The following is a 14,638-nucleotide window of genomic DNA, read 5'->3' on the forward strand; positions in this document are numbered from 1 at the left end:
CTCAGCAGTGAAACGCAATTGCGCCGATGGTAGTGTGGGGCTTCCCCATGTGAGAGTAGGTCACCGCCAGACACCTAATACAGTGAAGAGGCTACCCGATAGGGTAGCCTTTTTGCGTTTAAGGCCGTTGAAAACAGCAAAGCCCTTCGCCCAAGCGAGGGGCTTTTTGTTTTCAGCACGCCTAGTATCGGCAGCCTTTAGTGTTGTCATCAAGCTGAAGGGCGATAATGGCTAAGCGATCCCTGGCTAATTAACCGCTCTTTGCTTGCAATAGAAAAAGCTCGGAGACGTAGCGTTTCTTTGTTGTTAGTTTCTATCTGCATTGTCTTAATTAACGGATTTTTATAAACGGCGCTAAACTATTCATAGTTATCAATAAGAAGGCATTGAGATGAAGCATCGGGTAGACACGCTTTACAGTCAGGAAATTTTGGCGGAGACGGTGGCGCGTTTAGGTAATGAGATTAGTCTTGGTTACCAAGGTACAGATCAATTACTCATGATAGGTCTGTTGAAAGGCTCTGTGATTTTTCTTTCCGATCTGTGCCGACAGGTGAATAGCAGTGTTGAGCTGGACTTTATGGTGGTCAGTAGTTACGGACACCGTATGCAGTCGTCTGGTGACGTACGGATACTCAAAGACATAGAAGTGGACATCAAGGGGCGCGAGGTGCTCATTGTTGAGGATATTATCGACAGTGGCTTTACTTTGAGCAAGGTACGGGAAATGCTGCTTTTAAGAGAGCCGAAATCATTACGGATATGTACCTTACTCAATAAAGTCAGCCGCCGTGAAGTGGATGTGCCTGTGGACTATGTGGGCTTTGAGATCCCGGACGCATTTGTTGTCGGCTATGGCATCGACTGGGCAGAAAAATACCGTAACTTACCCTATATCGGTAAAGTAACTATAGAAGAGTCGTAGCGATGTTATCAATTCGGCGTAGAGCTGATTAGTGCGGGAGATTTAGTAGGCTTCGTTGCGACAAGAGAGCGCTAATCATAGTGGGGTTGAGATATAACGCACACTTTGGCGCCTGACTCAGTTGATATTGGTTAAAGCGTATTCGATCAGATAAAAACCGTTTGTTTTGCTCTTTACCTTTGGTCTCTCTTCGGTATAATCGCGCCCTGCTTTAGGAGTGTAGTTCCAATTGGTAGAACAGCGGTCTCCAAAACCGATGGTTGGGGGTTCGAGTCCCTCCACTCCTGCCATACAAAAAGAAAGCCCGCATTTATTGCGGGCTTTCTGCTTTTTAGCTTTTGACGAACCTAGTTAGATTGTCTGCGCAACAGACGGACGGCGCAAACTGCAAGACCAAACATCAGTAATACCTGAGGTGCAGGAACTTCACTCTTAACCCTGAAGGAGGTTGCGATATTGAAGTTTGAAGCCACTGTATGGCGCTCAGCAAAAAAGATATCTAAATCATATTCAGTGTCTTCTGCCAAGCCCATGGCCATCAAATCAGCCCCTGTGAGCGTATCGCTGACGGCGGCATGGACGCCACCAAGATCCATCACTAACTTCCCATCGATATATACCCAAAGATCATCGTCACCTAGAAATGCAAATACATCGGTTTCTTTGAAAGTGGTTATCCCTTCTAAATGCATAGTGAAGTGGTAGTTATGATTGCGTCCTTCATTCCCGGCAAGTTCGTTATCAATAGGGAAAAATGCTGAGTCGGTGTAGCTAAATACGCCGGAATCAGGCGCTGTTTCTGTGAGATCTAAATCGAAAGCCTTCGTTCCGTTTGTATCCATCCACCAAGCGTCAAAAGAGGCGGCAGAAGTGATATCGCCATCACCATCATTAGCCACAAACTCCGGTAAGCCATCAGCAGCCAGCGTACTTGATACCAACCCTGTGACTAGCCCTGAACAACATGGATCTTCAAAGTCTGCTTCCGCTGCGACTTTGTCATAGATTGTCCCGCTTAGGGTGAGGACACCTGCATTTGCTGATACGACTGAACAAACACTAAAAGCGATGACGGTGATTAGTTGTAAGCACTTCATATCAATCTCCAACACGATTACGTTTTCAGTTCTTATGGTTAAAAAAGCAGCAACATTCACACCAGAGATAGTAACAATATGATTTATCGAACCTTGTTCGCAGATTCAATCCTTATTGTCATTGGCTATTGTAAATATCAATGACGATGCTGGATCTGGATACTTCATTTAACATCGAGAGTAAGGGGGAGTAGTTTGATAAGGCGGTAGTGTCGCTAATATTGTTTCGCTCTTTCTTTTAATGCTTCGATAATGCCATTGTCAGCCGCAGATAATTGATATCGCTGAATATTATTTAAGTTTACCCATTCTATTGCGGTATGTTCGTGCGGATGAGGCGCCTCTGATCCGGCTTTGCATAGGTAACTGGATAGCTCGATGCTTATGTCTGGATAGTGGTGAAGCTGATTTGTGAGCTTGGCTATTATGCTTATTCGTATTCCTAGTTCCTCACTGATCTCCCTTTTCAGTGCTGTTTGTGCTTCTTCCCCAGCTTCAATCTTGCCTCCTGGAAACTCCCAGTAGCCACCACGTGTCTTATGTTGTGGGCGTTTAGCAATAAGCCACTCGCCATTTTCATTTTCTATTATCGCAGCAACGACACTGATCACTCGTTTCACCTCTCACTTTTCTTTCTTGATCTAAATCAATTTGTGATTTGTGTATCAGCTTAGTAATTCCATTCTCTGTAAAAATTGCTGACACCTGTTTGCTTTGCTACAACATAGATATGTGAACTGCTGGCGGGCAGTCACCCTAGGAGTAGCTTACCCCCAACGGGAGCAGTAATGGAGTACAACCGACGTATTACTACTAAAACAGTGTTGGTTGAGGATTATGTATGAAATTAGAAAGCTTGGGTAAGTTGAGTCTGATGATATTAGGTTTGGTAGCCTTATATGGTGCATCTGAGGCGCTAATGTTGCAGACGTCTAGTATGTATGGTTCATCAACTCATCAGTCTGGCAGTATGGTGGTTGCCTTTATCTCTGTACTTTCTGCTGGATTTTGCTTCTTTCTGGCCAAAATGAGCGGTGAAGCGAGGCAAGGCGAGCGTGGTTATTTAAAAACATTTTTATCCTGAGAATAATTTCACCTGTACATTCCCTTTTTAACGGCGCTATGCGCCGTTTTTTCATCTAATACGAGTTAACTTTTGATGGCTGAAGCGTCGCAGCTTAAACAGGTTCAATGGTACACTTGGGTAACATTGAACCTGTTTTGTTGTTTGCCGTATAGGCTTTAACCATGTCTCTTAGCACGCTGCAGCAGCAAGTTTTAGCTGCGATGAATGTCCCAACCTTTGAAGTCGACAATGTCGAGACGCTTGCTGATGACGCAGCTCTATTTGTTGTCTACGGTGAGTCTCCCGAAGATGCTAAAAACTCGCTTCTTACCCAAAGAGTTTTGGCTATTTTAGGTATCGACAATGCTGAATTTCATAGCTTGAGCTCGGGCAGTACAGTAGATCCCCAAAACGCACCGGCCGTCGCTATTGATGGGCTAACGGGATGGCGTATGCAGGGGGGAGATGTTACATGGCGCGGTACTGAGTTGATCACGCCTCCTTTGTTGGATCTTCAACAATCAGCCGCAGCAAAACGGGCTTTATGGCAATGCTTAATGTCTCGATGTGATGGCTTTATTCACAATAACAACCATGTTGAGGCTGGGTGAGTAGAATGAGTCAAATTGCTAATGAACTGCGAGAGTTAGTTGCTGCAGATATTACTGCGGTGATGCATATCGAGCAGCGAAGCCACTCACATCCTGCGGCAGAGAGTAATATTCTTCCTAGTCTTAAAGGAGCTGATATAAGCATCGCTGCGGTCAATGATGGCCAGATCATCGGCTTCTATATTGCTAGTCAGGTGCTCGATGAGGTGACCTTGACCGACATAGCAGTATTGCCTGAATTTCAAGGTCAGGGGATTGGTCGTCGGTTGTTGGTAGATATGCTGACGCGGGCAGAGGCAGCAGGAGGCAAACATCTGTTTCTCGAAGTTCGTGCTTCGAATATGGCTGCTCAGGCGTTATATCGCTCTGAAGGGTTCAACGAACTCGGTGTCCGCCATGGCTATTATCCCGGGGCTGACGGTCGGGAAGATGCCGTTATTATGGGTACCAGTTTGGCGTTGTAATGGTAATAAACTCGCTCGCCCGACGAATCCGCGTTCAAATTGAACGCAAATCCTTTATAATCCTCCGCCAATCAATCCATCTGTAATCTGTATCTCTCTATGACAATGTCGATAGAGGGTTGGGGTCTATGTTTCATGTCCAATGAAGGTCTGTTAAGCGAAGTTAATAAGCGCCGTACTTTCGCTATCATCTCTCACCCGGATGCCGGTAAAACTACCATCACCGAAAAAGTGTTGTTATTCGGAGAAGCGATCAAAAGTGCCGGTACCGTAAAAGGACGCGGAGGTACAGGTCAGCACGCCAAATCAGACTGGATGGAGATGGAGAAAGAGCGTGGTATCTCTGTGACCACCTCGGTGATGCAGTTTCCTTATCAAGATGCACTGGTTAATCTGCTTGATACCCCAGGTCACGAAGACTTCTCAGAGGATACCTACCGTACACTCACCGCTGTTGATAGCTGTTTGATGGTGATCGACTCTGCGAAAGGTGTAGAGGCGCGAACTATTAAGTTGATGGAAGTCACCCGCCTGCGTGATACGCCGATTGTGACCTTCATGAACAAGCTTGACCGTGATATCCGCGATCCCATCGAGTTGATGGATGAAGTCGAAGATGTGCTTAATATCGCTTGTGCGCCAATCACTTGGCCTATCGGTTCGGGTAAGCTGTTTAAAGGCGTTTACCATATTTTGCGCGACGAAGTGATCCTCTATCAAAGTGGTCAGGGTCATATGATCCAGGAAGTGCGCACCGTTAAAGGTTTGGATAACCCAGAGCTTGAAAGTGTGATTGGTGAAGACTTCGCTGAACAGCTGCGTGAAGAGATGGAGTTGGTACAGGGCGCTTCGAATGAGTTTGATATGGAGATGTTCCTGGCCGGTGAATTGACTCCTGTCTACTTTGGTACGGCGTTGGGTAACTTTGGTGTTGATCATATCCTTGATGGCCTAGTCGAATGGGCACCTAAGCCCCAGCCCCGTGAATCGGCAGAGCGCCAGGTTGAGCCCGCCGAAGAAAAATTCAGTGGGTTCGTGTTTAAGATCCAGGCCAATATGGATCCAAAGCACCGTGACCGAATTGCGTTTATGCGTATCTGTTCCGGTAAATATCAGAAAGGGATGAAGATGCGTCACGTGCGCATTGGTAAAGATATCTCGGTCTCTGATGCCGTCACCTTCATGGCTGGTGATCGTAGTCATGCTGATGAGGCCTTTCCAGGCGATATCATCGGTTTGCATAACCACGGTACGATCCAGATCGGTGACACCTTTAGCCAGGGAGAAAACCTGCGTTTTACCGGCATCCCTAACTTTGCTCCGGAGCTGTTTCGCCGCATTCAACTGAAAGATCCGTTGAAGATGAAGCATCTGCAGAAGGGGTTGCTGCAGTTAGCGGAAGAGGGCGCGGTACAGGTATTCCGTCCACTACGTAACAATGATCTGATTGTGGGTGCCGTTGGTATCTTGCAGTTTGACGTGGTGGTTGCACGTTTGAAAAGCGAATATAAAGTGGAAGCGATCTATGAACCGATTAACGTTGCCACTGCGCGTTGGGTAGCTTGTGATGACCAGCGCAAGTTGGATGAGTTCAGTAAGAAAGCCCACGATAACCTGGCATTGGATGGCGGTGATAATCTTACCTATATCGCACCGACCATGGTTAACCTGAGTCTCGCACAAGAGCGTTTCCCTGAGGTGAAGTTTATGACCACACGCGAGCATTAAGCCGCGTTGGTTAGTAAACGTAAAGAGCGAGTCTATTGACTCGCTCTTTTTGGTTTCAGGCTGAAGTTACAGTGGCATAGTCGGTGTAGCCCGCTGCACCACCGCCATAAAAGGTACTATGGGCATCATCGCCAACAGGGGTCAGTGGAAGTTGGTTCCGCGCTCGATATACCAAATCAGGATTGGTGATAAACGGCTGTCCGAAAGCCACTAGATCCGCGAATCCTTGTGCCAATATCTGTTGGGCTGATGACACTGTGTACTTGCCCGCCACCATAATCGGATGGGGGTAGACCTCTCGTACCTGCTGCCGGAAGCTATCTGGTACTTGAGTGTAGTTTGAAATGTTCTCTGAGAAATGGACATAGGCCAACTGTAAATGAGCGAGTTTGGCCAGTGCCTTAATCGTCAGTTCGATTATTTCAGGATCTGGTTGCGCTGATCCCTCTGTCACAAAGGGGGATAGACGTATCGCCACTTTGTCTGCACCAATTGCATTGGCGACAGCCTCGGTGACTTCAAGCATAAAACGCATACGATTGTCCTGACTTCCGCCGTAATCGTCTGTGCGTTGATTACTGCTGATACGGAGAAATTGGTCGATCAAGTAGCCGTGAGCGCCATGCAACTCAACGCCATCAAAACCCGCTGCCATCGCATTTTTTGCCCCCTGCACAAAATCGGCAATCGTGGTTTTGATCTCTTGCTGAGAGAGCGCTCTGGGCTGATCGGTTTCTATCATGCCAAAGCCACCCTCGGGGAGTGGACCAAACACTTGGTCAGGCTCTTTGATTGCCGAGGCTGAAACAGGCGTTTCACCAGCGATGGTGTGATGGGAGCGGCGACCTACATGCCAAAGTTGGACAAAGATTTTGCCACCGGCTTGATGAACAGCTGAGGTAACCTTCTTCCAGCCGGTGATCTGTTCTTCTGTATAAATACCTGGTGTCATGGCGTAACCGCGTGCGACCGCTGAAATAGGTGCGCCTTCGGTGATAATTAACCCCGCAGAGGCGCGCTGGCCATAATAGGTAGCCATCAGATCGTTAGGAATATCACCCGGTTGATCGGTGCGCGAACGGGTCATAGGTGCCATCGCGATACGGTTGTTTAGATGAAGGCTAGCAAACTGATGTGGTGTGAATAGCATGATTCTCTCCGTTATATCTGCCGATGTTAGCGATCGTTAACGTACTTGGCTTGGATACTGAGCCAGGATATTACTGCGCGATATTCATTTGATATATACGTAGTAATCGAAAACATTTTTGTTAATAACGAAATAATAGGGGTTTCACTTTGACTGATCCATGCGTTTCATGTCAGCTTTTTTAACAGTGCTTGCGCGCTTTATATTGTTGTTTTAACTAGTTTGCTGTAAATTTCACCAGGATTTTCGGACGGATCCGCAGTCTTCTATACGCTACTTCATGATGAAGTGGCTGTTTACCTTTGAAGATACTTTCTGCATTTAGTGTGCGGACTTATAAGTGGTTTGGTGACGTCTGTTTTGAAGATAAATTCTTTGTATAGCCGATTTTTCTGCCGTTGCGCCCGCAGCATTCTATGCACTTGCGTGTGTCTACTCGCTATTGTTTCTCACTCCCTTACTGCCAAGCCTGTGGTCAGTGACCCTCGTTTCTCTCAGCTAACTATCACTGATGGCCTGTCGCAAAGCTCAGTTAACGCCGTGTTAATTGATCGCAATGGTTTTCTCTGGATAGGCACTCACTGGGGGCTGAACCGTTACGATGGTTACAAGGTGTCACCACTCAATCGTCAGTACAGCATCCTCAACAAGGCTTCTATCTATGCATTGTTTGAGGATGACGCGGGACTCATCTGGATCAGTACCGGTTGGGAAGGGATCTATAGCATCGACCCAGCAACCAGTGAGATAAAACAACGTATTGCGATTAAGTCCCGTAGTTTTGATGAGCCGTTGCAGTCATCGGAATTTATTACTCAAGGCCCAGATGGCAAGATCTGGGTGGTGCTTGATGAAAGCATTGTTAGTTATGACAAAGAAACTGAACAGATCACTACCGTATTCGCCTTGTCCGATGCAGAGGTTGCTGTGCAGCAGCACGTTCGGACGATGGCTTTCTGGCAGGGAGAAGTGCTGGTTGGTACGTCAACAGGCCTGTATCTGCTTGATCGTCTCACTCAGAAACTGACTTTGTTGACTCATCTGCGGCCTGATTCTCGAACGCTTGATGCTGATAATACCAAGGCACTTTATGTTGCTGAGGATGATAGCTTATACATAGGTACCGTTGATGGTTTATTTCGACTTAGCGCCCAACAGGTGGCGGCGTTAATTAAGTCTCCCGAAACAGATCTTTATTCCACCCCTCTTATTGATGGGCGCAACATCTGGAAGATTGTCGTTAGCGGCGAGACGATCTACTTGCCAACAGATGAGGGCGTGTTTCGGTTTATTCCTTCGACACAGACTGCAGAGCAGATATTTCTGCCAAGTGATGCGCCTTATGGTATCTCCAGCGATCAACTTTATGATCTAACTGTCGATGATGAGGGCAATTTGTGGCTTGGTTCGGATGCTGCGGGTGCCCTCTACTGGCAGACCGCCAATGATCTTTTTAGCAACCGCCACAGCTTAAACAGTGAGTTAAGCCATGATGCTGTTTGGTCACTCTATCTACAGGATGAAACAACCTTGTGGCTTGGCAGTGATAATGGCTTAAACCGTTATCGCTTGGATACCGATGAGATAACGGTTTATCTGGTGGATGAAGATCATAAATCGGTAGAATCGTCCGGCTCTATCTATCAAATTCTCAGTGCTGGAGGTACCCAACTCTGGTTGTATACGCCGCAAGGTCTTTATCTGTTTGATATGGAAACTGGCCAAGCTGAGCCTTTAACTGATTTAGTACCGGAATCCAGGGCGATATTCGCGATGGACACATGGGGCTATTACCAGGCCCCTGACGACACGATTTGGTTCGTTGGAGAAGAAGCTTTTTATCGTTTTGATCCATTGGCCAATAACATTGTAGAGCATCAACTATTCGATGTCGGTGAGCTTAAACCTGAACTTGTATGGGGTTTCTTAGGGCAACTGCCAGGTGACGATAACGGCGTATTGGTTAGCGCGACCCATAGTCTTTGGCGACTAGATATCGAAACGGGCGAAACGAGGAAATTGCACAGTATCAGTCGTGCGCGGGCTCAGCGTTACGTTTATCCGGAAAGTTGGGTTGTCGATCGCAATAATACCCTGTGGGTGACCTATCCCGGTGCCGGTTTGGTGGGGCTTGACAGCAGTAGCTTTGAGGAGAAATTCCTATATGACCAAACAAATCGCTTACCTGCCAACGAAGTGTACGGCTTGCAGTTGGATGACCGGGGCGACCTTTGGCTAAGTTCGCTGAAAGGGATCCTAAAGATCAATGTCGATAACCATCACCTGCGCCACTACTCCTACAACCATGGCCTAGCTACCGAAGAGTTTAATGAGTTTTCTGCCGTGCAGCTCGCTGATGGTCGTATTGCTTACGGCAGTTATAAGGGCGTGACTTTGTTTGAGCCTAATCAGCTCACTGAGCATGCGCGAGTTCATCCACCCCGTATCGCTATATCCAATATCGAACTACTGTCTCGCGATCTGTCTATGCCGTTAACCAATCTCAATGGTGCGCGTATCGACTTGGCGCATAATGATGTCGGCTTAAGTATCGAGTTTTCGGGTCTGACTTTTTCTGAACAGAATAATCTGCGTTTTCAGTACGAGTTGACCGGCGGCAAAGATATCTCCTATCCATTGACCCGAGATAATCGGGCGACCTTCGCCACGCTTAATCCTGGTCAGTATCAGTTCCGGGTATGGGCTTACTCTGCAGACACCGGAGAGCGCGGTGAGATGGCGACGATTGATATTGTTGTCGCCTACCCGCCATGGGCATCGCCGGGGGCCTACTTCGGTTACGCCGTTTTGCTTATTACACTGCTGCTATTGGTATGGCGCAGGCATCGCTTGCATCAATCTCAGATCGCTCAGGCTCATGAGGCGACCAAGCAAAGTGAACAGCGTATGCAGCTGGCACTGACCGGCAGCGATAGCGGTATTTGGGAATGGGATGAGCAACAGAACTGTTTTGTTCAGAATCGTTTTGAAGCCCTACTGGGGTATCAGGTACCAGTGGCGCTTACGCTTGATGAACTTCTCCACTTCATTCATCCCTCAGATCAGCAGCGTTTTAAGGCGGCTTGGCAAATATTTGTTTATGGCGATAACCCCACGTTTGATGTCAGCTATCGACTGCGTCATCAGCAAGGGCATTATCTCTATTTCCGTGATTTAGGGAGCCTGGTTACACGGGATCAAACGTCACGGATTATTGGTACCTACACGGATGTGACAGATATCTATTCGACGAAAGAGCGCGCCAGTCTGTTTGGCCGCATTTTTGAGCACTCCCACGAGTGGGTGATGGTGTTGAATAAGCACTTTCGGGTAATTGATGCAAACCCCGCACTAAGGGCAATTATCGGTTCCCGCAGTGAAGAGGATTTCCCCGAAAAACTAGCCGAGCTGTTAGCGTTAAATCCTGATGGCAAAAGGCTGATTTTGGCGCAGATCCGCAAGTTAAGCTTTGGTGAACAGTGGAATGGTGAGTTAGCTTTTGTCGCCCCCTCAGGGCAGCGTTATGAAGTGGAAGTGGATCTCTATTCCGTTGCCAGTGGTGATTCGTTATCGCCAGAACACTACGCCATTACCCTCAGTGATATCACTGAGCAAAAGAAAGTGCAGGCGCAGCTTAAAAAGATGGCCAGCTTTGATGGCTTGACCGGCTTGCCTAACCGTATGTTATTTCTGGATCGTTTGAGCCATGCGATTGACCAGGCGGAAAGGGCTGCAACATCATTGGCAGTGATGTTTATTGATTTGGACAAGTTTAAACAGATCAATGACAGCTTGGGCCATGATGCTGGCGATGCATTGCTTTGCCATGTCGCAACACAAGTCACCCAGTGTCTACGAAAAGAGGATACGGTCGCGCGTTTATCCGGTGATGAGTTTGTGGTGATGCTGGAGAACATTGACGCTAATGAAGCGAGCCGCGTGGCTAACACCTTAAATCAGGTGATCCAGCAGCCATTGCAGTTGGGGGCAGAGGCGATCAGTGTTGGTTCCAGCATAGGTATTGCTATGTATCCGATGGATGGCCGTCGCGGTGATGAGCTGATAAAGCACGCTGATATTGCTATGTACCATGCCAAGAATGCCCGCGCGTTCTCCGTACAGTTTTACCAGACAGAGATGAACCATCAGGTCAGGGAGCGCTTATCTCTGGCTAATGGATTAAAAGATGCAGTGAAGGACAAGGCGTTTAGTTGCTGCTATCAACCTATCATCGACTTTTCGAGCGGTCAGGTGATCGCCTTAGAGCTATTAATTCGCTGGCAGCGTGACGGCGTTGCTGTGCCGCCAATGACCTTTATCCCGATCGCGGAAGAGATGGGACTGATTGGTGAAATGACATGGCAGGCACTTCACCTCGGGCTGACAGATCTCCGCCACTGGTATCAACTGGGTTATCAACCTCGCTTGTCATTGAACCTGTCGGCGCGTCATTTTGACGTCGAGGGGCTGACACAAGAGCTTGTTAGCTTGATGGCTGACTATGAGCTGCCTTGCAGTGCGCTCTCTTTGGAGATCACCGAAGGTGCTTTAATGAGTGATCATGTGCGTGCACAGGCGATGATGAACCGACTGAATGAAGCAGGCTTTACTCTGGCGCTTGATGATTTTGGAACGGGCTACTCTTCACTTAAGTATCTACAGGCATTCCCCATCGATATTCTAAAAATTGATCGTAGTTTCGTTAGCGAGATAGGCGTATCAGACAGTGCCGAGGGGATTATCAATGCCACTTTAAAGTTGGCAGAGATCCTCAATATGCAGTGCATTGCGGAAGGGATCGAGACGCGAGAGCAAGCATTGTTCTTCGCCGAGCGGGGTTGTGATTGGCTACAGGGTTACTATTTTTCCCGCCCGGTCATTGCCGCAAATGTTCCCGCTTTGTTGGCTAGCAGCTTGCCATCAGCACTGGATAGCTAGCTGTCTGTTGGCCGTTGGCTATGCCCGTTAAGGTTCTGTCGAAGGCGTTCGGCACACACGGTGGGTAGCGCTTGGCAAACCCAAGTACCTTGCATCTCAAGTCCGCCGTGCGCATCTGCCCGTGGCATAAACTCAACGTATAAACCACAACCCGGCCCGGTATGTACCAAATAGTTGAACGCTTCTGGCTTGCCGTCTTTAACCAGTTCAGCACGCATCGCTAGAATGGCATCCCGCATCGCTTCTGTGAGGTCAGCGAGTGTTTTTTCCGGTAGATGGTATAGATGACTGTGGTCTGACTGCTTCACTACGGCCAACATGGTGTAAGGGCGGGGCATAAAGTAGGGCACCATCAACACCACATCACCATAGTCTTTTACCATCAGATCTTCAGCATTTTCTCTGAGCATATAATCTGAAAAATTCTCAAAGTGGCGGGCATAAAAACGCCAATCGTTAAAGCTGCTCCTGCACATCACGTTGGCAAAGAGGATCTGCTGGTGGCCGTGGGTCAGTGATGCGCCCGCTTTAACACCAAAATTCTTAAAAATACTGAGATAACCTCTGGTTTCACCATTACTGCCAGCCGATTTCGGCATAGCCACCGCTTCGGTGAGTAACTTACGTTCCATGATGGCCAGTTGCTCCATGGTGAGCACAAGATCCTCTAATGGCATATTGTGCCAATCTTTATCATGCTCGGTGCTGGTCCACTGCAGGAAATGACCACCAAAGGCGTTGCCACCACGGACGATGGCATGGCTACCAACCTCGTCTGGCTCTACCTTCATTAAGCCATGGGCATGCACCACAGGGTAAAGGTTCTCAGTGATAAAACTGGCGCCGTCCGACAGTGGCTGTACATGACAGACACTGGTGAGGTTCCCCGCACAGATAGGACAGTTGTCGCCAGTCGTGACTTCTGTGGGTTTGTCTGCAGTGGAGTGCGGGCGATTCGCTCTGGATGCGCTAAAAATAGTGATTTCGCCATCGCGGGGATCTATTTGGTAATGGGATTCGGGCAGGTTGTGCGAGCTATCGGTGCCATTCACCAATGCTTCAACAAGTTCACTGATGGGGGCTGACATGGGGTCATCGCTGAGCAAATGTTCTTGAAGTTCCTGCAACGAAAGCTTATTTGTCATGTTGCCGTCATCCTTACTAAAGGCGAGTCGTTGCTGTTCGCGCTATGGAATAAACTGGTATTCCACCGTGCCATCCGCAGCATCGTAAAAAAAGCTATAACGGGTATCATCTTGGTAAGTGTAGAGACACTGTTGACCACCTAAATGGCTGGCAAGGTAATCACCTGATTCATTGGCTGTTCGCGCAACGGTTTGGGTCGAGTCCATTAAGCCAATCCACGCCTGCGCGCAGTCTTGGACATTATTAATACCAATCGCTCCATAAACCGCGGGATCTTCAGGTGTATCGGCAGGCGCGTTGGCGAGCCAATCTTCCCATATCCCTGCTGGCCAGCCATTGGCATTCACATCCACTCCACTTGTGCCGCGGGCGGCGAAATTGGGGTCTTCAGATCGTGGTAGTGCCGATAGGTTGTAGATGCCGACGTTTAAACGCTTTACAGCCCAAGCTGCATTTGCCAAATCTACCGAGGTTTTAAATGCTTTGGCCGAGTAGCGGACGGTGGATTCGGTCGCTTCATCATTTAAGTTGATAAAACGAGATAGCGCAGTGACAGCGAGTATTCCGAGTATAATCAACACAACAACCAGCTCAATCAGGGTAAAGCCCCGATGGATTTGGTGATTATGGCTATATATGCGTTTCATATTAGCTATCATAGCTGGCTTTAAAGCCGATACAAACAGAGATTGATCAATGTGTTAGTGGACTCTCATTGTCATCTGGACTTGGATCCTTTTTCTGCCGATCTAGCGTTGGTTATTCGTCGTGCCCAGGCGGCAGGCGTAACACGGTTGGTCGTGCCAGCGGTCAGCGCCAAGCGCTGGCCGGCGTTGCTGGCACTGGCTGAGCAATATGCGCCGATATATATCGCACTGGGTCTGCACCCCTACTTCCAGGCAGAGCATAGCGAACAGGATTTGCTGTTACTTGAGTCCTTGCTGGCACAGCGCCACCCTAAGGTCGTCGCCGTTGGCGAGTGCGGTTTAGATTGGGTGATAGCCGGTGCCGATCGCGCTAAACAACAAACCCTATTAAAGCAACAATGGTTGCTGGCGGAAAAATTCGAACTGCCCGTTATCTTGCATGTGCGCAAAGCGCACCCAGAGCTGCTGTCATTATTGAAAGCCAAACCGGTACAGAAGGGGGCCGTGATACACGCCTTTAGCGGTAGCTTACAACTCGCCAATGATTACATTCAGCATGGCTGCTTACTCGGTGTCGGTGGCGTGATCACCTACCCACGAGCGGCGAAAACCCGTGCTGCGGTGACTGAATTACCTCTGAATAAACTGCTGTTAGAAACTGACGCCCCCGATATGCCATTGGCTGGTTTTCAAGGGCAACGGAATGAGCCGGCGCGCGTCGTGCAGGTGGCTGAGTCATTAGCGGCGCTAAAGCAGCTGCCGCTGGCTGATATTTATTCGCAAACCGGTGCCAATGCAACGCAGCTATTTGGCTTCAAACCATAAGTAGCATTCCGATTGTCAGGGTTGCCAGCAGTGCCAGGGTT

Annotated in this window: 12 protein-coding genes, 1 tRNA gene and 1 rRNA gene; 9 read left to right on the forward strand and 5 right to left on the reverse strand. The window is 48.3% G+C overall.

What is annotated here, in order from left to right:
* The 3 genes from rrf to EXY25_RS13575 form a co-directional block, all read left to right on the forward strand.
* Positions 1 to 72 (forward strand): 5S ribosomal RNA (gene rrf / locus EXY25_RS19015); the annotation flags it as partial.
* Between the two features lie 319 nt (positions 73 to 391).
* On the forward strand, positions 392 to 925 hold the full coding sequence (hpt, locus tag EXY25_RS13570) for a hypoxanthine phosphoribosyltransferase (RefSeq protein WP_130567179.1): 534 nt from the start codon (positions 392 to 394) through the stop codon (positions 923 to 925).
* Positions 926 to 1,138: 213 nt separating this feature from the next.
* Positions 1,139 to 1,215 (forward strand) — tRNA-Trp (locus EXY25_RS13575).
* Between the two features lie 57 nt (positions 1,216 to 1,272).
* On the opposite strand, the gene EXY25_RS13580 is transcribed toward EXY25_RS13575, so the two are convergent.
* Both EXY25_RS13580 and mutT read right to left on the reverse strand, forming a co-directional pair.
* Positions 1,273 to 2,022 (reverse strand): fibro-slime domain-containing protein, encoded by a 750-nt coding sequence (locus EXY25_RS13580; RefSeq protein WP_130567180.1) that lies wholly within the window; start codon positions 2,020 to 2,022, stop codon positions 1,273 to 1,275.
* 215 nt (positions 2,023 to 2,237) lie between these two features.
* Positions 2,238 to 2,642: an 8-oxo-dGTP diphosphatase MutT gene (gene mutT, locus EXY25_RS13585; RefSeq protein ID WP_130567181.1), complete on the reverse strand. Its 405-nt coding sequence runs from the start codon at positions 2,640 to 2,642 to the stop codon at positions 2,238 to 2,240.
* Between the two features lie 221 nt (positions 2,643 to 2,863).
* Here mutT and EXY25_RS13590 point away from each other — a divergent pair, with 221 nt between their 5' ends.
* From EXY25_RS13590 to prfC, 4 genes are all read left to right on the forward strand, one after another.
* Positions 2,864 to 3,106 (forward strand): hypothetical protein, encoded by a 243-nt coding sequence (locus EXY25_RS13590; protein WP_130567182.1) that lies wholly within the window; start codon positions 2,864 to 2,866, stop codon positions 3,104 to 3,106.
* Between the two features lie 164 nt (positions 3,107 to 3,270).
* On the forward strand, positions 3,271 to 3,699 hold the full coding sequence (locus EXY25_RS13595) for a DNA polymerase III subunit psi (RefSeq protein WP_130567183.1): 429 nt from the start codon (positions 3,271 to 3,273) through the stop codon (positions 3,697 to 3,699).
* Between the two features lie 5 nt (positions 3,700 to 3,704).
* Positions 3,705 to 4,163 carry a ribosomal protein S18-alanine N-acetyltransferase gene (gene rimI / locus EXY25_RS13600; protein ID WP_130567184.1) on the forward strand — a complete coding sequence of 153 codons (459 nt, stop codon included), beginning with the start codon at positions 3,705 to 3,707 and terminating at the stop codon, positions 4,161 to 4,163.
* A gap of 135 nt (positions 4,164 to 4,298) precedes the next feature.
* Entirely contained in the window at positions 4,299 to 5,891 is a 1,593-nt protein-coding gene (prfC, locus tag EXY25_RS13605) for a peptide chain release factor 3 (protein WP_114340038.1), read from the forward strand.
* A gap of 55 nt (positions 5,892 to 5,946) precedes the next feature.
* Here the strand turns inward: prfC and EXY25_RS13610 are convergent, their stop codons facing one another.
* Complete coding sequence (locus EXY25_RS13610) at positions 5,947 to 7,041, reverse strand: alkene reductase (protein WP_130567185.1); 1,095 nt, start codon at positions 7,039 to 7,041, stop codon at positions 5,947 to 5,949.
* Positions 7,042 to 7,467: 426 nt separating this feature from the next.
* On the opposite strand from EXY25_RS13610, the gene EXY25_RS13615 reads away from it, so the two are divergent.
* Positions 7,468 to 11,979 (forward strand): EAL domain-containing protein, encoded by a 4,512-nt coding sequence (locus tag EXY25_RS13615; protein WP_130567186.1) that lies wholly within the window; start codon positions 7,468 to 7,470, stop codon positions 11,977 to 11,979.
* On the opposite strand, the gene EXY25_RS13620 is transcribed toward EXY25_RS13615, so the two are convergent.
* Positions 11,976 to 13,124: an HIT family protein gene (locus EXY25_RS13620; RefSeq protein ID WP_130567187.1), complete on the reverse strand. Its 1,149-nt coding sequence runs from the start codon at positions 13,122 to 13,124 to the stop codon at positions 11,976 to 11,978. The two genes, EXY25_RS13615 and EXY25_RS13620, sit on opposite strands and share 4 nt — an antisense overlap.
* Before the next feature lie 42 nt (positions 13,125 to 13,166).
* A complete protein-coding gene (locus EXY25_RS18965; RefSeq protein ID WP_165419368.1) occupies positions 13,167 to 13,772 on the reverse strand; it encodes a type II secretion system protein in 606 nt (201 codons plus the stop codon).
* Positions 13,773 to 13,823: 51 nt separating this feature from the next.
* Here EXY25_RS18965 and EXY25_RS13630 point away from each other — a divergent pair, with 51 nt between their 5' ends.
* Complete coding sequence (locus EXY25_RS13630; RefSeq protein WP_130567189.1) at positions 13,824 to 14,597, forward strand: TatD family hydrolase; 774 nt, start codon at positions 13,824 to 13,826, stop codon at positions 14,595 to 14,597.
* Positions 14,598 to 14,638: the final 41 nt, after the last annotated feature.

This window comes from Corallincola spongiicola, assembly GCF_004284785.1.
Lineage (GTDB): Bacteria > Pseudomonadota > Gammaproteobacteria > Enterobacterales > Neiellaceae > Corallincola > Corallincola holothuriorum.